The organism is Pseudomonas sp. R4-34-07 (assembly GCF_003852375.1).
In the GTDB taxonomy this organism is placed as follows: Bacteria; Pseudomonadota; Gammaproteobacteria; order Pseudomonadales; family Pseudomonadaceae; genus Aquipseudomonas.
The window spans coordinates 4,549,864-4,569,287 of sequence record NZ_CP027760.1 but is presented as its reverse complement, the minus strand read 5'-3'; the positions used below and the strand labels follow the sequence as shown (position 1 = coordinate 4,569,287).

Sequence of the window (19,424 nt, the reverse complement as noted above, 5' to 3'; positions counted from 1 at the left end):
GCTATTCTCTGGGTACAGGCTGTATAAGAAAAATCAATATTGCTGATCGCTCATTAGGGAAACTGATGTTCGACTATAAATTGCTTTCCGCGTTGGCGGCCGTAGTGGAACAGGCGGGCTTCGAGCGCGGCGCGCAGGTGCTGGGGCTGTCGCAGTCGGCCGTGTCCCAGCGCATCAAGCTGCTGGAAGCGCGCGTCGGCCAACCGGTACTGGTACGGGCAACGCCGCCGACCCCCACCGATATCGGTCGGCGCTTGCTCAACCATGTGCAACAGGTGCGGCTGCTGGAGCGCGACCTGCAAAGCCAGGTGCCCGCGTTGGACGAAGAAGGCATGCCCGAGCGCTTGCGCATCGCGCTGAACGCCGACAGCCTCGCCACCTGGTGGGCGCTGGCGGTGAGTGATTTCTGCGGCGAACAGCACTTGCTGCTGGACCTGGTGGTAGAGGACCAGACTGTCGGCCTCAAACGCATGCGCGCCGGTGAAGTGGCGGCCTGCATCTGCGCCAGCGAGCGCCCGGTGGCCGGCGCCCGCAGCCTGGCGCTTGGCGCCATGCGTTATCGCGCATTGGCCAGCCCCGCGTTTATCGCGCGGCACTTCCCCGCTGGCGTGCAGGCCGACCAGTTGGCCAGTACCCCGGCCCTGGTGTTCGGGCCGGATGATTTCCTGCAACACCGTTACCTGGCTTCGCTCGGGGTGAACGGTGGTTTCGAGCACCATTTATGCCCGTCGTCCGAAGGCTTTATTCGCCTGACGGAAGCTGGGCTGGGCTGGGGGCTGGTACCCGAACTGCAGGTACGCGACCAGCTGCAGAACGGCCTGTTGGTCGAATTGCTGCCAGATAAGCCCATCGACGTGCCGCTGTACTGGCATCATTGGCGCAGCGGCGGGCAACTGTTGGGCCTGTTGACCGAGCATCTGGCACAGGTCTGTGGACAATGGTTGGTGCCGTTGAAGTGATGGCGGGCGTCAAGGCAACAGCGATGAAAAACGAAAGAACATGGGGTAATGCATGAAGATTCTGGTCACCGGCGCAAGCGGCTTCATCGGCGGGCGCTTTGCGCGTTTCGCCCTGGAGCAGGGCTTGGACGTGCGGGTCAACGGGCGTCGTGCCGAGGGTGTGGAACATCTGGTGCGGCGCGGGGCCGAGTTTATCCAGGGCGATCTGAACGATGCCGACCTGGTGCGCGCGCTGTGCCGTGACGTCGAGGCCGTGGTGCATTGCGCCGGTGCCGTCGGGCTGTGGGGCAAGTATCAGGATTTCCATCAGGGCAATGTGCTGGTCACCGAGAACGTTGTCGAAGCGTGCCTCAAGCAGCGCGTCGGGCGGTTGGTGCATCTGTCCTCGCCCTCCATCTATTTCGATGGGCGCGACCACTTGGGGCTGACCGAAGAGCAAGTGCCCAAGCGCTTCAAGCATCCTTATGCGGCGACCAAGTACCTGGCGGAGCAGAAGGTCTTCGGGGCCCAGGAATTCGGTCTGGAAGTGCTGGCCCTGCGCCCGCGTTTCGTCACCGGTGCCGGTGACATGAGCCTGTTCCCGCGTCTGTTGAAGATGCAGCGCAAGAACCGCCTGGCCATCGTCGGTGACGGCCTCAACAAGGTCGATTTCACCAGCGTGCACAACCTTAACGAGGCGCTGCTCAGCAGTTTGCTGGCGCCTGGTTCGGCATTGGGCAAGGCCTACAACATCAGCAATGGCACGCCGGTGCCGGTGTGGGACGTGGTCAACTACGTGATGCGACAAATGGACCTGCCGCAGGTCACCCGCTATCGCTCCTATGGTTTGTCCTACAGCATGGCGGCTTTGAATGAGGCGTTCTGCGCAATGTGGCCGGGGCGGCCGGAGCCGTCGTTGTCGCGCCTGGGCATGCAGGTCATGAACAAAGATTTCACCCTCGACATCAGCCGGGCGCGGCATTATCTCGACTATGAGCCCAAGGTCAGCCTGTGGAGCGCCCTCGACGAGTTCTGTACCTGGTGGAAGGCCCAGGCCCCGGGCCACGCTTAAGCTCACAACCAGCAACACATCGGGAACCGTATCGCCGGTTGCGTGTCGACCCATGCGCCGGGCGCAGGGTTTATACTCGCGCCGCTCGGCTTTCCAGCCGGCCATCTCATTGATTCAGGGTAGATTCATGCGTAACGATGCTAAAGACGACTTCGACAACGTTCCCAGCCTGCGGGCTGATCCCGGGGACGATGATGATTTCGTGCCGACTGCCGCCACCTCGGTGCGCTCGCGGACGACGCCTGTGGTCAAGGTTAAACGGGCCAACACCGGCCCGTTGTGGGCGCTGGTCGGCGCATTGCTGATCGCCTTTGCCGGTCTTGCCTGGTGGAGCTTCCAGCAGATTTCCCTGATGGGCCAGCAACTGGTCGCCACCCAGGAAAGCTTTGCGCGTATCAGCGAAGAAGCGGCGGGGCGCCTGCAGGATATTTCCGGCAAGGTCGTGGCCAGCGAAGCCAATGTGAACAACGGCAGCGAAGCCCTGAAATTGCAGATCAAACAGCTGGAAGCCCAGTTGCTCGAGCAGGGCAAGCAACAAGTGGGCGTGGCCGGCCAAGCCACCGCGCTCGACCAGCGCCTGGCACAGATGAGCGCCAGCACCACTGAGCTTGCGAATGCGAATGCCAAATTGCAGGGCCAGGTGCAGGCCCTGACCGATGCGGTCGCCAGCCTCAAGGCGGCACAGGTTGAGACCAAGGACCTGGCCAGCGACGTGGCGGCCTTGAAGAAGCAAGGCAATCCGACGGCGGCCATCGCCCGTCTTGAGCAGGACGTGCTGGTACTCAAGAGCGCGCAGGAAAACCAGCCCGCCACCACGGATGCACCGACCAATAAAGAGTTCGACGTGTTCCGCATCCAGACCACGCGCAATATCACGACCTTGCAAAGCCAGGTGCAGAACCTGAATCAACGTCTCAATGCGCCGGCGGCGGCGGCGCCACTGGGTCAATAACTTGGTCTGTGAGCTGTGAATGAAATCAAAATGTGGGAGGGGGCTTGCCCCCTCCCACATTTGAATCTGTATTAGTTAAGTAAATCTCTGTCGTGCTCAAGTTTGTCACCATCCGGTGACATTTATCTTCGCCTTCGTTACTTGCCGCTTTCATGCCCTTGTTTAGACTCCGGTCACCCATAAAAAATAACAAGGGCTACCCATGACCATGCAACCACTGCCTGCCAGCAGTTGGCTGAACGCACCTGCCCATCACGCCTGGCTCGCGGCAGAAGGCCAGCGTTTGCTGTCATTTGCCAAGGCTTCGCGCCTGCCGCACGGCTTTGGCAACCTCGACGATAGAGGCCAGTTGCCGGCCGATGCCCATGCCGAAACCATGAACACTGCCCGTATGACCCACAGCTTCGCCATGGCCCACGCCATGGGGCTGCCCGGTTACGCCGAGCTGGTAGCCCACGGCGTCGCGGCCCTCAGTGGCCCGTTGCACGATAGCGAACACGGTGGCTGGTTCGCCGCGCCCGACGCCATCGATGGCAATACCGGCAAGGCCGCTTACCTGCATGCCTTCGTCGCCCTGGCCGCCAGCTCTGCGGTGCTGGCCGGTGCCCCCGGCGCGCAAACCCTGTTGAACGATGCGGTCCATATCATCGACCAGTTTTTCTGGAGCGAGGAGGAGGGCGTGATGCTCGAATCCTTCGCCCGCGATTGGAGCGGCGTCGAAGCCTATCGCGGCGCCAACAGCAACATGCACGCCACCGAAGCGTTCCTCGCCCTGGCCGATGTCACCGGTGACACGCGCTGGCTGGACCGCGCGTTGCGTATCGTCGAGCGCGTTATCCACACCCACGCCGCCGGTAGCCACTTTATGGTGATCGAGCACTTCGACGCCCAGTGGAAGCCTTTGCCCGCTTACAATGAAGACAACCCCGCCGACGGTTTCCGTCCCTACGGCATCACCCCCGGCCATGGCTTCGAATGGGCGCGGCTGGTACTGCATCTGGAAGCCGCGCGCCTGCAAGCCGGGCTGTTCACGCCGGACTGGTTGGTGAGCGATGCCCAAGGGCTGTTTGCCAGCGCCTGCGACTATGCCTGGGCCGTGGATGGTGCGCCGGGCATTGTCTACACCCTGGATTGGAACAACCGCCCGGTCGTTCGCGAACGCCTGCACTGGACCCATGCCGAAGCCAGCGCTGCGGCCCAGGCGCTGCTCAAGCGTACCGGTGAGTTGCATTATGAAATCTGGTACCGGCGGTTCTGGGAGTTTTGCGAAACCCATTTCATCGACCGGCTCCATGGCAGCTGGCATCACGAACTCAGCCCGCACAACCAGCCCAGCAGCAAAATCTGGGCGGGCAAACCGGACCTGTACCATGCCTGGCAAGCCGTGTTGCTGCCTGCATTACCCTTGGCACCCAGCCTGGCCAGTGCATTGGGCAGCGGACGCTATGTCACCAAGTGGTGACATTTGTACGTCCCTTTGTTACCTGCGCCCGGAAAATCCCTGTTTAAACTCCGTGCAGCGCAAGCTCTAGACTTGCATGCATAACAACAAGAAAAGGTATTCAGATGAACGCGATTAATCGCCTCGCCGTAGCTATTTCCGTTGCCTCGTTGTTTCCCCTCAGTGCATTTGCCGCCGACTCGAAAGGGACGGTTGAAGTGGTGCATTGGTGGACCTCGGGCGGTGAAAAAGCGGCTGTCGATGTCTTGAAGGCCCAAGTCGAGAAAGACGGCTTCACCTGGAAAGACGGCGCTGTTGCAGGTGGCGGCGGTGCCACTGCAATGACCGTGCTGAAAAGCCGTGCGGTCGCCGGCAACCCACCTGGCGTCGCCCAGATCAAAGGCCCGGACATCCAGGAATGGGCGTCCACCGGCCTGCTCGACACCGACGTGCTCAAAGACGTCGCCAAAGAAGAAAAATGGGACTCCCTGCTCGACAAGAAAGTCTCCGACACCGTGAAGTACGACGGTGACTACGTCGCCGTACCGGTCAACATCCACCGTGTGAACTGGCTGTGGATCAACCCGGAAGTCTTCAAGAAAGCCGGCATCACCAAGAACCCCACCACCCTCGAAGAATTCTATGCCGCCGGCGACAAGCTGAAAGCGGCGGGCTTCATTGCGCTCGCTCACGGCGGCCAGCCTTGGCAGGACAGCACCGTGTTCGAGGCGGTGGTGCTCTCGGTGATGGGTGCCGATGGCTACAAGAAAGCCCTGGTCGACCTGGATAACGGCGCACTGACCGGCCCGGAAATGGTCAAGTCGCTGACCGAGCTGAAGAAAGTCGCGACCTATATGGACGTTGACGGCAAAGGCCAGGACTGGAACCTCGAAGCCGGTAAAGTCATCAACGGCAAGGCCGGCATGCAGATCATGGGTGACTGGGCCAAGTCCGAATGGACCGCCGCCAAGAAAGTCGCCGGCAAGGACTACGAGTGCGTAGCGTTCCCGGGCACCGACAAAGCCTTCACTTACAACATCGACTCCCTGGCGGTGTTCAAGCAGAAAGACAAAGGCACTGCCGCTGGCCAGCAGGACATCGCCAAAGTCGTCCTGGGTGAAAACTTCCAGAAAGTGTTCAGCATCAACAAGGGTTCGATCCCTGTGCGCAACGACATGCTGAACAAAATGGATTCGTACGGTTTCGACTCCTGCGCCCAGACGGCGGCCAAGGACTTCCTGACCGATGCCAAGACCGGTGGCCTGCAGCCAAGCATGGCGCACAACATGGCCACCACCCTGGCGGTACAAGGTGCGTTCTTTGACGTGGTCACCAACTACATCAACGATCCGAAAGCCGACCCGGCCGACACCGCCAAGAAATTGGGCGCTGCGATCAAGTCAGCCAAGTAACGCGCTCTAAAAGCGCTTTTCTGTAGGAGCGAGATTGCTCGCGAAAAACTCAAGGTCACCGCGTTCATCCCTGATGCCCGCGTCATCGTTGAAGACTTTCGCGAGCAAGCTTGCTCCTACAGGGGAGCGCCATGGTTTTACCTGTCAGTCCTTTTCCTTGTATTGGATTTCCCCATGAGTTCTGTTGCTGTGTTCAGCAAGGCCTCGCCATTCGATGCACTGCAGCGCTGGCTCCCTAAACTGGTGCTGGCGCCGAGCATGTTCATCGTGCTGGTGGGCTTTTATGGCTACATCCTGTGGACGTTCGTGCTGTCGTTCACCACCTCCACCTTCCTGCCCAGCTACAAGTGGGCGGGCCTGGCGCAATACGAGCGGTTGTTCGACAACGATCGTTGGTGGGTAGCGAGCAAAAACCTCGCCGTGTTCGGCGGGATGTTCATCGGTATCACCCTGGTGATCGGCGTGCTGCTGGCGATTTTCCTCGACCAGAAAATCCGTCGCGAAGGTTTCATTCGCACCATTTACCTGTACCCGATGGCGCTCTCGATGATCGTCACCGGTACCGCCTGGAAATGGCTGCTCAACCCGGGCATGGGCCTGGACAAATTATTGCGCGATTGGGGCTGGGAAGGCTTCCGTCTCGACTGGCTGATCGACCCCGACCGCGTGGTCTACTGCCTGGTGATCGCCGCCGTGTGGCAAGCCTCGGGCTTTATCATGGCGATGTTCCTGGCGGGCCTGCGGGGCGTCGATCAGTCGATCATCCGCGCCGCGCAGATCGACGGCGCGAGCCTGCCACGCATCTACTGGAGCGTGGTGCTGCCAAGCCTGCGTCCGGTGTTCTTCAGTGCGGTGATGATCCTGGCGCACATTGCGATCAAGAGCTTCGACCTGGTGGCGGCGATGACCGCTGGCGGCCCGGGCTATTCCTCCGACCTGCCGGCCATGTTCATGTACTCGTTCACCTTCAGTCGCGGCCAGATGGGCATGGGCTCGGCCAGTGCAATCCTGATGCTCGGTGCGATCCTCGCGATCATCGTGCCGTACCTGTATTCCGAGCTGAGGACCAAGCGCAATGACTAGTCTCGCCGCTAAACCTGCCATCAGCCTGAGTCGCATCGCGATCTACGCGGTGCTGATCCTTGCGGTGCTGCTGTACCTGGTGCCGCTGGTGGTGATGCTGCTCACCAGTTTCAAGACGCCTGAAGACATCAGCACCGGCAACCTGCTGAGCTGGCCAACCGTGGTCAGCGGCATTGGCTGGGTCAAGGCCTGGGCCACCGTGGATGGCTACTTCTGGAACTCGATCAAGATTACCGTGCCCGCTGTGCTGATCTCCACGGCCATCGGTGCGTTGAACGGCTACGTACTGTCGTTCTGGCGCTTTCGCGGTTCGCAGCTGTTCTTCGGCCTGTTGCTGTTCGGCTGCTTCCTGCCGTTCCAGACCGTGCTGCTGCCGGCGTCGTTCACCCTCGGCAAGATGGGCCTGGCCAGCACCACCACCGGCCTGGTGTTCGTGCATGTGGTCTACGGCCTGGCGTTCACCACGCTGTTCTTCCGTAACTACTATGTGAGCATTCCGGATGCGTTGATCAAGGCGGCCCGCCTGGACGGTGCCGGTTTCTTCACCATCTTCCGTCAGATCATTCTGCCGATGTCGACGCCGATCATCATGGTCTGCCTGATCTGGCAGTTCACCCAGATCTGGAACGATTTCCTGTTCGGTGTGGTGTTCTCCAGCGGCGACTCGCAGCCCATCACGGTAGCGCTGAACAACCTGGTCAACACCAGCACCGGCGCCAAGGAATATAACGTGGATATGGCGGCGGCGATGATCGCCGGGCTGCCGACCCTGCTGGTCTATGTGATCGCAGGCAAGTATTTCGTGCGCGGCCTGACGGCCGGCGCGGTCAAGGGGTAATCATGGCTACGCTTGAACTTCGCAATGTAAACAAGACCTATGGCGCCGGCCTGCCCGACACCCTGAAGAACATCGAACTGTCGATCAAGGAAGGCGAATTCCTGATCCTGGTCGGCCCTTCGGGGTGCGGTAAGTCCACGTTGATGAACTGCATCGCCGGCCTTGAGACCATCTCCGGCGGCGCGATCATGATCGGTGATCAGGACGTGAGCGGCATGAGCCCCAAGGACCGTGACATCGCCATGGTGTTCCAGTCCTACGCGCTGTACCCGACCATGAGCGTGCGCGAGAACATCGAGTTCGGCCTGAAGATCCGCAAGATGCCCCAGGCCGACATCGACGCCGAAGTCGCGCGCGTGGCCAAGCTGCTGCAGATCGAACACTTGCTCAACCGCAAGCCGGGCCAGCTGTCCGGTGGCCAGCAACAGCGCGTGGCGATGGGCCGGGCCTTGGCGCGTCGACCGAAGATCTACCTGTTCGACGAACCGTTGTCGAACCTTGACGCCAAGCTGCGCGTCGAGATGCGCACTGAAATGAAGCTGATGCACCAGCGCCTGAAGACCACCACCGTGTACGTGACCCACGACCAGATCGAAGCAATGACCCTGGGCGACAAAGTGGCGGTGATGAAGGACGGCATCATCCAACAATTTGGTACGCCGAAAGAAATTTACAACGACCCGGCCAACTTGTTTGTGGCAAGCTTTATCGGTTCACCTCCCATGAACTTCGTACCTTTGCGTCTGCAACGCAAGGACGGTCGCCTGGTGGCGCTGCTCGACAGCGGCCAGGCCCGTTGCGAGCTGCCGCTGAGTATGAATGACGCTGGGTTGGAAGACCGCGATGTGATCCTGGGCCTGCGCCCGGAGCAGATCGTGCTGGCGGCGGGCGAGGGCAATGGTTCTTCGAGCATTCGTGCCGAAGTCCAAGTAACCGAGCCTACCGGCCCGGACACCCTGGTGTTCGTGCAGCTCAATGACACCAAGGTCTGCTGCCGTCTGGCGCCGGACGTGGCGCCGCAGGTGGGCGAGACCCTGACCCTGCAGTTCGACCCGGCCAAGGTATTGCTGTTTGATGCCGCGACCGGTGAGCGATTGGGTACCGTTGCTGCATTGCCGGCACAGGGGCATGCCGACAATGTGACCCAGTTCAAAGGTCGTTAGGCGAGATAAGTAGTTGTTTTGATTAAAAAATGTAACCCGCGTTAGATAAAAACAGTTTAATAACAATAAAGACGAGGATGTAGGGATGAAAAAGCAACACAACAACACTCGGCTGTTCTGCCAACTGTCAGCGGCAGCAGCCCTTGTATTGTCCGCCAATGCGATGGCGGCCGATGCGTTCAGCGCCGATTCCAAGTGGATGACCGGCGATTGGGGCGGCGAGCGTACCAAGCTGATCGAGCAAGGTATCGACATCAAGGCCGACTACGTAGGGGAGATGGGCTACAACGCCCACGGTGGCTACAACGACGACAAGACCGGTCGTTACTCCGACCAGTTCGGTCTGGGCGTGGCACTGGACCTGCAAAAACTGTGGGGCTGGGATAACACCCAGGCCAAGATCCAGTTCACCAACCGTAATGGCCAGAACATTTCCAATGACCGTATTGGCGATCCGCGCGCCGGCACCTTGAGTTCGTCTCAGGAAGTGTATGGCCGTGGCCACATGGTGCGTCTGACCCAGTTCTGGGTTCAGCACCAGATGTTCGACAACAAGCTGGACGTGAAGCTCGGCTACTTCGGTGAAGGCGAAGACTTCAACACCTTCCCGTGCGACTTCCAGAACCTGTCGTTCTGCGGCTCTCAGGTCGGTAACTACGTAAACACCTGGTACAACTGGCCGGTCGCCCAGGCCGCTATCCGCGTGAAGTACAACATCACGCCTGAGCTGTATGCGCAGATTGGTGCCTACAACCAGAACCCGTCGCAACTGGAGCACGGCAACGGCTTCAAACTCAGCGGCAGCGGTACCAAAGGCACCGTGATTCCGGTGGAGTTGGTCTGGTCGCCGAAGGTCAACAACCTGCCGGGCGAATACCGTGTGGGTTACTACAAAAGCGCTGCCGATGCGTCTGACGTACGCGAAGACGTCAACGGCAACGATGCCGCCACTACTGGCGCCGCCTACCGTACCCACAGCAGCAAGAAAGGCTACTGGTTCGTTGCGCAACAGCAACTCACCACGCATAACGGCGACGCTACCCGTGGCCTGAACATCGCCGCCAACGCGACCTTCCACGACAAGGAAACCAACCTGGTCGACAACTACCAGTCGTTGATGCTGGTGTACAAAGGCCCCTTCGACGCGCGTCCAAAAGATGACGTCGGCATTGGCGTCGCTCGCCTGCATGTCAACGATGACGTGAAGAAGAACTCTGAACTGCTCAACGCCGCCAATGGTGTGAGCGACTATGACAATCCGTTCTACACGCCCATTCGTGAGACTGAGTACAACGTCGAACTCAACTACGGTTTCCACGTCACCAACTGGCTGACCGTGCGTCCGAACCTGCAATACGTTGTCCAGCCTGGTGGCGTGGACAAAGTCGACAACGCGTTGGTAGCGGGCCTGAAAATCCAGTCTACGTTCTAACGCTGTTGCGATAAGCTCCTTCTCTCTGTGCGCATTTTGCGGGTAGCCATGGCTATCCGCTTTTTTTTGGGTTGCACTGTGATATTCGGAACCTGTGCACATGCATGAGCAACCGCTGCAACGCTTTTTCAAATCCTTGCGCGAGCGTCCGGTGTTCGCCTGGGAGCGCTTCCAGATGCGTGACGTATTGGTGATCGACCATCCGCTGTGCCAGGCGGTGTTCAGTCGCCAGGGCGCGCAATTGCTGCACTTTCAGCCCACCGGCCAGAAACCCTGGCTGTGGTGCGCCGCCAAGTGGCCGCAAGTCGGTGCCATCCGGGGTGGCGTGCCGGTGTGCTGGCCGTGGTATGGCCGTCACCCCAGCGAAAACGCGTGGCCTTCCCACGGTTGGGCGCGCTTGATCGATTGGAAACTGCTCGACAGCAGCACCGAAGACGATGGCGTGCGCCTGCACTGGCAGCTGCAGCTGTGCGACTGGCAGGTGGACCTGCACGCGCATTTGGGTGAAACCCTGGAACTGCGCCTGAGCACCGAGCATCAGGATGAGCTGCCGTGCCAGTTGAGCCACGCTTTGCATGCCTACTGGCGTATCGGTCACGTTGACGAGGTAGCGCTGTCTGGGCTCGACGGGGCGCAAGGTTATGACCAGCTCAACCGCCAGGCTTGCCAGCAGGAAGGCGAGCTGCGGGTGGATGGCGGCTGCCAGCGGGTGTTCCAGCATGAGGGTGAGTTGCACCTCAAGGACCATGCGTGGCAGCGGGAACTGTGTATCGACACCGGCGACAGCGCCGATACCGTGGTGTGGCATCCCGGCAGCCGGCCGTTGCTGGGTGTGAGCTTCAACGAGGCGTCGGGGTTTGTGTGCGTGGAGTCGGCGATGGCCGGGCGAGCCTTGCGCCGGGGGAGAGGGCGCATCTGAGTTTGCAGGCTCGGGCTGGGATTTAGTGGTGTGGCTGTGATCGTTCCCACGCTGCGCGTGGGAATGCAGCCCTTGACGCTCCGTGTCTGCTCTTGATGCCGTGACGCGGAGCGTCAAAAGAGGCATTCCCACGCGGAGCGTGGGAACGATCAGGCTCAGTTGAACTCATCCCCCACCGGATACCGGCTGTCATTCAAGCTCTCTTTGATCTTGCGTAAATGCGGCTGGAAATCCACTCCGCGGCGCAACGTCATCCCGGTCGCCAGCACATCCAGCACCGTCAGCTGAATGATCCGCGAGGTCATCGGCATGTAGATATCGGTGTCTTCCGGCAGCGGAATGTTCAGGCTTACCGTGCTGGCCTTGGCCAGTGGTGAGTTCTCGGCCGTTACGCCCAGCACCGACGCGCCGTTTTCCCGCGCGATACGCGCCACTTCCACCAGCTCACGGGTACGCCCGGTGTAGGAAATGATCACGAACAGCTCACCGGTATGCGCCACTGAGGCGATCATGCGTTGCATCAGCACGTCGGCGTGGGCGGTTACCGCCAGGTTGAAACGGAAGAACTTGTGCAGCGCGTCCATGGCCACCGGGGCCGAGGCGCCCAGGCCGAAGAAGTGGATCTGCCGCGCCTGGATCAACAGATCCACGGCCTTGCTGATCAGGGCCGGGTCGAGGGCCTGGCAGGCGCTGTCCAGGGACGCGATGGCGCTGCCGAAGATCTTCTGGGTGTAGGCCTCCGGGTTATCATCGGCTTCCACGGCGCGGCTGACATACGCCGCGCCACTGGCCAGGCTTTGCGCCAATTGCAATTTAAGTTCAGGGTAACCACTGACGCCGAACGAACGGCAGAAGCGGTTGACCGTCGGTTCACTGACCGAAGCGGCTTGGGCGAGGGCAGCGATCGAGAAGCGGGTGGCCTGCTGCGGGTTGAGCAGGATGACCTCGGCGACTTTTTTCTCGGCCTTGTTCAATTCTTCGAGGCGGTTCCGGATCTGTTCCAGAAGATTTCGCACGCGGTCCATTCAGTCTTTCCTTCGGGCGACGATGCAAATAAAAAGGCGGTAACCAATCGATGAGTGGCGTTTCGCGGTGGCCTATCCTACTGAGGGTAGCCGAACACCACCACTCGCAATGCGTATTTGCGGAAAATGTTGTGGTTATTACTACATTTTTCCTTGAGTGATGCCTTGAAAAAAGGTATTTGTAGCTTAACTTGATAAAAGAACAAACATCATGCCTTTGATAACCGTAGAACCCTGCACCTTTGCCCTGTTTGGCGCCTTGGGTGATCTGGCGCTGCGCAAGTTATTTCCTGCCCTCTATCAACTCGATGGCGCCGGCTTGCTGCACGATGACACGCGCATCCTGGCCCTGGCCCGCGAAGCCGGTTCCGAGCAGCAGCACCTGGCCCATATCGAAACAGAACTGCGCAAATACGTCGGCAAGGAGCTGGACGAAGCCGTGGCCCAGCGTTTCCTGGCGCGCCTGGCGTATGTGCATGTCGACTTCATGAAGGCCGACGACTACGTCGCCCTTGCCGAAAAGGTCGGTAGCGAACAGCGCCTGATCGCCTACTTCGCCACCCCGGCCGCCGTGTATGGCGCGATCTGCGAAAACCTGTCCAAGGTCGGCCTGGCGGAAAACACCCGCGTCGTGCTGGAAAAGCCGATTGGTTCGGACCTGGAATCCTCGCGCAAGGTCAACGACGCCGTCGCGCAGTTTTTCCCGGAAAACCGCACCTACCGCATCGACCACTACCTGGGCAAAGAGACCGTCCAGAACCTGATCGCCTTGCGTTTCGCCAACAGCCTGTTCGAAACCCAATGGAACCAGAACTACATTTCCCACGTGGAAATCACCGTGGCCGAGCAGGTTGGCATCGAGGGCCGTTGGGGCTACTTCGACAAGGCTGGCCAACTGCGCGACATGATTCAGAACCACCTGCTGCAGTTGCTGTGCCTGATCGCCATGGACCCGCCCGCCGATCTGTCTGCCGACAGCATTCGCGATGAGAAGGTCAAGGTGCTCAAGGCCCTGGCGCCGATCAGCCCGGAAGGCCTGACCACCCAAGTGGTGCGCGGCCAGTACATTGCCGGCTACAGCGCCGGTAAAGCCGTGCCGGGGTACCTGGAAGAAGAGAATTCCAACACCCAGAGCGACACCGAGACCTTCGTCGCCCTGCGCGCCGATATTCGCAACTGGCGTTGGGCCGGGGTGCCGTTCTACCTGCGTACCGGCAAGCGCATGCCGCAAAAGCTGTCGCAGATCGTCATCCACTTCAAGGAACCGTCCCACTATATCTTCGCCCCCGAGCAGCGCTTGCAGATCAGCAACAAGTTGATCATCCGCCTGCAGCCGGACGAAGGTATTTCCCTGCGCGTGATGACCAAGGAGCAGGGCCTGGACAAGGGCATGCAACTGCGCAGCGGGCCGCTGCAACTGAATTTTTCCGACACTTATCGCAGCGCACGGATTCCCGATGCCTACGAGCGGTTGTTGCTGGAGGTGATGCGCGGCAATCAGAACCTGTTTGTTCGCAAAGATGAAATTGAAGCCGCGTGGAAGTGGTGTGACCAGTTGATCGCCGGGTGGAAAAAATCCGGTGATGTGCCCAAGCCGTACGCGGCGGGGTCCTGGGGGCCGATGAGCTCGATTGCACTGATCACGCGGGATGGGAGGTCGTGGTATGGCGATATCTGAATTGAAACTGCCTCAGGGCGTCACTGCCCATGAGTATCGTACGCCCGTGCTGTTGGCGGACGGCCTGGCCAATGACGTGGCCGAACAATTGCGCGCGGCCATCAGCGCCCGTGGCGCGGCCACCCTGGTGGTGTCCGGTGGCCGCAGCCCGGTGGCGTTCTTCCAGAACCTGGCCAGGCAAGCCCTGGACTGGTCCAAGGTCACGGTCAGCCTGGCCGACGAGCGTTGGGTGCCGGTGGAGCACGCCGACAGCAATGCCGGCTTGTTAAAGCAGCACCTGCTGCAGGGCCCGGCGGCCAAGGCGAAATTCTTGAGCCTGTACAGCGCTGCCGCCAACCTTGAAGAGGCGGCCGAGCAGGCTGATCGCCTGCTGGCCGAACTGCCGGCGATCGATGTGCTGGTGCTGGGCATGGGCGATGACGGCCACACCGCATCGCTGTTTCCCAACAGCCCGAACCTCGCCCAGGCGTTGCAGGCCGACGGCACCCGCCGTTGCTGGCCAATGCTGGCGCCGACCGTGCCGCACCAGCGCCTGACCATGAGTCGTGCATTGCTGGCCACGGCCCACTACACCGTGCTGTCGATTTCCGGCAGTTCGAAGTTGACTACCTTGAGCGCCGCGCTGGCCGGTGACGATGTCGCCGCCATGCCGATTCGCGCGTTTTTGCAACCTACTTTAGAGATTTACTGGTGCCCATGAGCCAAGGATCAGCCGCTATGAAAAGCCCTCAACCGACCGTGTCCATGGCGGATAAAGTTGCCCTGATCGACAGCCTCTGCGCCAAGGCGCGGATCCTGCCGGTGATCACTATCGCCCGCGAGCAGGACATCCTGCCCCTGGCCGATGCCCTGGCTGCCGGTGGCCTGACCGCCCTGGAAGTGACACTGCGTTCCGAGTTCGGCCTCAAGGCCATCCAGGTATTGCGCGAGCAGCGCCCTGAGCTGTGCACCGGTGCCGGCACTGTGCTGGACCGTCATATGCTCGAAGCGGCAGAAGTGGCCGGCTCGCAGTTCATCGTCACCCCCGGCATCACCCGCGACCTGCTGGAAGCCTCGGTGCACAGCCCGATCCCGCTGCTGCCTGGCATCAGCAATGCCTCCGGCATCATGGAAGGCTATGGCCTGGGCTACCGCCGCTTCAAGCTGTTCCCGGCCGAAGTCAGCGGCGGCGTGGCGGCGATCAAGGCCTTGGGTGGCCCGTTCGGCGAAGTGAAATTCTGCCCGACCGGCGGCGTCGGCCCGGCCAACATCAAAAGCTACATGGCGTTGAAAAACGTGATGTGCGTGGGCGGTAGCTGGATGCTTGATCCTGAATGGGTAAAGAACGGCGATTGGGCGCGTATCCAGGAAGTCACCGCCGAGGCGCTGGCGCTGCTGGATTGATCTGATTTATCGAATCGTTGTTGCTGTGCTTAACGGCATTTTTGCGGTGCACTTGGTCGGTGTACCGCTTTTTTTTGCCTGTAGAAAACCTGGAGAACGCCACAAAACCAATGTGGGAGGGGGCTTGCTCCCGATAGCAGTGGTTCAGTCAATACATGTAGTGACTGATTCACCGCTATCGGGAGCAAGCCCCCTCCCACATTTAATCTTCGCTCAGCTCGGTAATGGCGTTGACCAGCGTGCCGATGTCTTTTGCTGACGTCACCAATCCCGGTGTCACCCGAATACACGTGCCAAACGCCGAACCCGTGCGGGTCGTGGTGAACAGCCCGTAATCGTTGAGCAACCGATCCACCATCACTTGCTGATCGCGCCCAACGAACTTGAACGCGGTAATCCCGCAATACAGCCTCGGATCATCCGGCGTCAGCACTTCGATCCCTGGCACAGCCCGCACCTGGTTCACCCACAGATTGCGCAGGTAATTGACCCGCGCGCCCTTGGCCGCCGCGCCGCCCAGTTGCCGATGCTCTTCAAACACCAATGGCAGGCTCATCAGTGCCGGAAAGTTCGGCGTGCTGTACGACGTACGCGCGCGTACATCCGTGGCGGGGTAGTGGAATTCACCCATGTCCGGGTCGATATCCGCCAGGCGCTCGGGGGCGATGTAGAGAAAGCCCAGGGTCAGCGGGGCGCCGATCCATTTGTGCAAGTTGAAGCCGGCGAACTGAATGCCCAACTCGGCCAGGTTGAAATCGATCTGGCCCAGAGCGTGGGCGCCGTCGAGAATTACATCAATATCCTGTTCACGCGCAGCCTTGGCGATCGCCGCCACTGGCATCACCAGGCCGGTGCGGTGCGTGACATGGGTCAGCGCCATCAGCTTCAAGCGCGGGTACTGAATGAAGGTATCGCGATAGATCTGCACGAGGCTGTCGAAACTGGCCGGGTGAGCGTGGGAAATCTCGATCACTTCGACACCGCGCACGCCGGCCAGCCAGCGCATCGCGCCTTTGACCGTGTCGTACTCCAGGTCACTGATAAGCACTTGGTCGCCGGGTTGCAGGCGGTTGTAATTGCGGATCAGCGACTGCAAGGCTTCAGTGGCGTTGCGGGTGAAGGCCACCGAGTCCGGGTCTGCATCGATCAAAGCGGCCAGTTGGCGACGAATCTCGAGATTTTCCCCTTGCTCGAAGCGCTGACGCACGTACACCGAGTTGCTGCGATTGATGAAGGCAACGTGTTCCAGGTACTGGGCCTGGACTGCACGGCTCATGCGCCCGAAGTAGCCGTTTTCCAGATTGATCGGGCCCGGCTCCAGCTCATAGCGCTGGGCGATGGCCTGCCAGTGACTTTCGTTGTTTGCATTCCTTGGCATGGCGAGGCTCTTAATTAATGGCGAGGGGCGGGTTTACCGTGTTTAACGCGCAGCGGTTCAAGCAATTCGGCCAAACCGTTGTGGTCGATTTCCTGCATCAGTGCCAGCAAGCCACCCAGTTCCCCGTGGGGAAAACCTTCACGGGCGAACCAGTTCAGGTAGGGGCCGGGCAAGTCGGCGATGATCCGCCCTTTGTATTTGCCGAAGGGCATTTCGCGGGTGATCAGCAATTCGAGTTTTTCGGGGTTCATGGGCTTCAGCGTTTGATTCGATAGCAGGGAAAATACAGGCATTCTGCATGAAGGCCAAATGACAGATCATGCAAATAACGTCGATACAGATGGTTCAATAATTCGTAAGTCATTGAAATACAACAAATAAGTAATTTTTCAAAACCTGGCACGAGCGCTGCAATCATTAAGACAACTTTCTCAACCCACATAAGGAATTGAAAAATGACTGACATCAATAAAGAATCCATCTCCGTACTGAACGACCTGATCGAAACCAGCATCGACGGCCAAAAGGGTTTCCAGGAGTGCGCTGAAGACATTAAGCACCCTGAACTCAAAGCCCTGTTCGTCAAGCGCTCCGCCGATTGCGCCACTGCTGCCACCGAGCTGAAAACTGCCGTGCGTGCCCTGGGTGGCGAGCCGAAAGAATCCGGCAGCGTGGCCGGTGCTATGCATCGCGGTTGGGTTGACGTGAAATCGATGGTGACCGGTAAGGACGAAGAGTCCGTGCTGAACGAAGCCGAGCGCGGTGAAGACCACGCACTGAAGGCTTACAAGGAAGCGATCGAGAAGATCAACAAGCACAACCTGCTGGGTATTCGTGATCTGGTTGAACGTCAGTACCACGGCGTGCAGCGCAACCACGACCAGGTTAAAGCTCTGCGTAACCAGGCTCGCGCTCAGTCGTAAGCCCTGGGTTGTAGATGCTGTAAAAAGTGTGGGAGGGGGCTTGCTCCCGATAGCGGTGGATCAGTCGATAGGTTTATTGACTGAATCACCGCCATCGGGGGCAAGCCCCCTCCCACATTTGTATTGCGTCATTTTCAGCCAATGCTGATCGGCGGCAGCTCGGTCAACGTCACTACCTGCTGTTTGCGCGGGGCAAGAATCTCCGCTTCGCCATCCACTACCAACTCATCGCGCTGGTTGAACACTCGCGTGGCAATGCGTACACGGAACTTGGGCAGCTTCTCCAGGATTTCCAGGCGCACGGTGAGGGTGTCGCCGATCTTGACCGGCTTTTGAAAGCTCATCTGCTGGCCGATATAAATCGTGCCCGGGCCAGGCAGTTCACAGGCTACCGCCGCGCTGATCAACGCACCGCTGAACATGCCATGGGCGATGCGTTCTTTGAACATGGTCGCCTTGGCATACTCGGCATCAAGGTGCACCGGGTTGTGATCGCCAGACATGGCGGCGAACAACTGGATATCGCGCTCTTCGACGGTCTTGCTGAAGCTGGCGGTCTGGCCGACTTCAAGGGCCTCGTAGGGGGTGTTGGTTACCTGGGTCATCTAAACGTGCATCCTGTGGCTAATCAATAATTTAATTGGCTGATTTTAAACGAAAAATTATTCGCAGCGGGTGGGCCTGCGCACTGTTAGGGCGTGCTCGAGCCACGTCAGCACATCCGCGGTGACGTCGTCGCGGTTGGTTTCATTGAACACTTCATGACGTGCCTGCGGGTAGAGCGTCAATTGCAGGTGCTGGCAGCCCGCGTCGCGCAAGGCATGGGCCAGGCTTTTGAGACGCTTGCCTTCACTCACCGGATCACATTCGCCGCCGATTATCAGAATTGGCAGGCCCGGATCGATCTGCGCGAGATTGGACGCTTTGCTGATTTGCTGCAAGCCGCCGAGCAGGTCGACCCACAGCTGGTTGGTGCAGCGGAAACCGCAAAGCGGGTCATGGATGTAGTGGTCGACTTCAACCGGGTCGCGGCTGAGCCAGTCGAAGGCGGTGCGATTGGGTTTGAACGCTTTGTTGAAGGAGCCGAACGAAAGAAAGTCAATCAATGCACTACGCCCGCGCATACCCTGGCGCGCGCGCTCGATACGGGCAATCGCCCGTGCCGCGCGATACAACGCCACCGGCTGGAAATTCGAACCGCTGAGTATCGCCCCATGCAGGCTGGCGCTGTGATGCAGCAGATAGGCCTGGGCGATATAGCTGCCCATGCTGTGACCGAGCAAAATAATCGGCAGCCCCGGTTGCTGCTGGCCGATGTGCTGGTTAAGGCTGGCCAGGTCGCCCACCACTTTGTTCCATCCATCCTCTTCGGCGTACAGCCCCAAGGTGCCTTCGTCGGCGGTACGGCCATGCCCACGTTGGTCGAGCGCATACACACCATAGCCGGCGCCGCACAACGCCTGCGCCAGGCGCCCATAGCGGCCGCTGTGCTCGGCCATGCCATGGGACAGCATCACCAGGGCCCTGGGGGGCTCGGCGGGCATCCATTGATTGACGTACAGGCGGCTGTGGTCGTTCGCGGTCAGCCAGAAAGTGCTGTGGTTCATGGCGGTTCCTTTGCGCATTGTCGTTGCAGTGTATAGCTCATCGGGTGGGGGGCGGGGTATCTGCCTGCGCCTCAGCGACAAGATTCATACAATCAATGACACAGTTCAGTGTATTGCCTGTTTGGCCATTACTGCTAACGTCCTCAAAGCTCCGCTCTTTGTAGCTGCATAGAAAAGCGG

General features: G+C 59.9%; 18 protein-coding genes and 1 pseudogene. 14 read left to right on the top strand and 5 right to left on the bottom strand.

Annotated elements, in window-relative coordinates:
- The first annotated feature begins 65 nt into the window (after positions 1-65).
- From C4J85_RS21045 to C4J85_RS21000, 10 genes and pseudogenes are all read left to right on the top strand, one after another.
- Positions 66-959, top strand: a complete 894-nt coding sequence (locus C4J85_RS21045) for a LysR family transcriptional regulator ArgP (RefSeq protein ID WP_124368123.1) — start codon at positions 66-68, stop codon at positions 957-959.
- A gap of 52 nt (positions 960-1,011) precedes the next feature.
- The gene (locus C4J85_RS21040; protein WP_124368122.1) at positions 1,012-2,010 is read left to right on the top strand and encodes an NAD(P)-dependent oxidoreductase; all 999 of its coding nucleotides are present in this window, start codon (positions 1,012-1,014) and stop codon (positions 2,008-2,010) included.
- Positions 2,011-2,137: 127 nt separating this feature from the next.
- On the top strand, positions 2,138-2,962 hold the full coding sequence (locus tag C4J85_RS21035) for an ATPase (RefSeq protein ID WP_124410630.1): 825 nt from the start codon (positions 2,138-2,140) through the stop codon (positions 2,960-2,962).
- A gap of 202 nt (positions 2,963-3,164) precedes the next feature.
- On the top strand, positions 3,165-4,424 hold the full coding sequence (locus tag C4J85_RS21030) for an AGE family epimerase/isomerase (protein ID WP_124368120.1): 1,260 nt from the start codon (positions 3,165-3,167) through the stop codon (positions 4,422-4,424).
- 104 nt (positions 4,425-4,528) lie between these two features.
- Positions 4,529-5,815 carry an ABC transporter substrate-binding protein gene (locus C4J85_RS21025; protein ID WP_124368119.1) on the top strand — a complete coding sequence of 429 codons (1,287 nt, stop codon included), beginning with the start codon at positions 4,529-4,531 and terminating at the stop codon, positions 5,813-5,815.
- 174 nt (positions 5,816-5,989) lie between these two features.
- Positions 5,990-6,898, top strand: a complete 909-nt coding sequence (locus C4J85_RS21020) for a carbohydrate ABC transporter permease (RefSeq protein ID WP_124364123.1) — start codon at positions 5,990-5,992, stop codon at positions 6,896-6,898.
- Positions 6,891-7,736 carry a carbohydrate ABC transporter permease gene (locus tag C4J85_RS21015; protein ID WP_034115702.1) on the top strand — a complete coding sequence of 282 codons (846 nt, stop codon included), beginning with the start codon at positions 6,891-6,893 and terminating at the stop codon, positions 7,734-7,736. Before C4J85_RS21020 ends, C4J85_RS21015 begins: the two co-directional genes overlap by 8 nt.
- A 2-nt stretch (positions 7,737-7,738) precedes the next feature.
- A complete protein-coding gene (locus C4J85_RS21010) occupies positions 7,739-8,899 on the top strand; it encodes an ABC transporter ATP-binding protein (RefSeq protein ID WP_124371660.1) in 1,161 nt (386 codons plus the stop codon).
- Between the two features lie 85 nt (positions 8,900-8,984).
- Complete coding sequence (locus tag C4J85_RS21005; RefSeq protein ID WP_124368117.1) at positions 8,985-10,331, top strand: carbohydrate porin; 1,347 nt, start codon at positions 8,985-8,987, stop codon at positions 10,329-10,331.
- A 100-nt stretch (positions 10,332-10,431) separates the two neighbouring features.
- Positions 10,432-11,276: pseudogene (locus tag C4J85_RS21000) on the top strand (D-hexose-6-phosphate mutarotase).
- Between the two features lie 129 nt (positions 11,277-11,405).
- Here C4J85_RS21000 and C4J85_RS20995 read toward each other — a convergent pair.
- Positions 11,406-12,266, bottom strand: coding sequence for a MurR/RpiR family transcriptional regulator (locus tag C4J85_RS20995; protein ID WP_170039859.1), 861 nt, complete (start codon positions 12,264-12,266; stop codon positions 11,406-11,408).
- Between the two features lie 220 nt (positions 12,267-12,486).
- Here C4J85_RS20995 and zwf point away from each other — a divergent pair, with 220 nt between their 5' ends.
- From zwf to C4J85_RS20980, 3 genes are read left to right on the top strand one after another with little or no spacing between them, the layout of a single operon-like run.
- Entirely contained in the window at positions 12,487-13,953 is a 1,467-nt protein-coding gene (gene zwf / locus C4J85_RS20990; RefSeq protein ID WP_124410629.1) for a glucose-6-phosphate dehydrogenase, read from the top strand.
- Entirely contained in the window at positions 13,940-14,653 is a 714-nt protein-coding gene (gene pgl / locus C4J85_RS20985; RefSeq protein ID WP_124410628.1) for a 6-phosphogluconolactonase, read from the top strand. The genes zwf and pgl overlap by 14 nt, the downstream gene beginning before the upstream one ends.
- A 17-nt stretch (positions 14,654-14,670) precedes the next feature.
- A complete protein-coding gene (locus C4J85_RS20980; RefSeq protein WP_069076884.1) occupies positions 14,671-15,336 on the top strand; it encodes a bifunctional 4-hydroxy-2-oxoglutarate aldolase/2-dehydro-3-deoxy-phosphogluconate aldolase in 666 nt (221 codons plus the stop codon).
- Positions 15,337-15,538: 202 nt separating this feature from the next.
- Here C4J85_RS20980 and C4J85_RS20975 read toward each other — a convergent pair whose 3' ends face one another.
- Positions 15,539-16,714 (bottom strand): aminotransferase class V-fold PLP-dependent enzyme, encoded by a 1,176-nt coding sequence (locus C4J85_RS20975; RefSeq protein WP_124410627.1) that lies wholly within the window; start codon positions 16,712-16,714, stop codon positions 15,539-15,541.
- 14 nt (positions 16,715-16,728) lie between these two features.
- Complete coding sequence (locus tag C4J85_RS20970) at positions 16,729-16,965, bottom strand: DUF3820 family protein (protein ID WP_104505342.1); 237 nt, start codon at positions 16,963-16,965, stop codon at positions 16,729-16,731.
- 204 nt (positions 16,966-17,169) lie between these two features.
- On the opposite strand from C4J85_RS20970, the gene C4J85_RS20965 reads away from it, so the two are divergent.
- Complete coding sequence (locus C4J85_RS20965; protein ID WP_124371656.1) at positions 17,170-17,637, top strand: PA2169 family four-helix-bundle protein; 468 nt, start codon at positions 17,170-17,172, stop codon at positions 17,635-17,637.
- 134 nt (positions 17,638-17,771) lie between these two features.
- On the opposite strand, the gene C4J85_RS20960 is transcribed toward C4J85_RS20965, so the two are convergent.
- Positions 17,772-18,242 carry a MaoC family dehydratase gene (locus C4J85_RS20960; protein WP_034115694.1) on the bottom strand — a complete coding sequence of 157 codons (471 nt, stop codon included), beginning with the start codon at positions 18,240-18,242 and terminating at the stop codon, positions 17,772-17,774.
- Positions 18,243-18,299: 57 nt separating this feature from the next.
- Positions 18,300-19,244, bottom strand: a complete 945-nt coding sequence (locus tag C4J85_RS20955; RefSeq protein WP_124410626.1) for an alpha/beta hydrolase — start codon at positions 19,242-19,244, stop codon at positions 18,300-18,302.
- Positions 19,245-19,424: the final 180 nt, after the last annotated feature.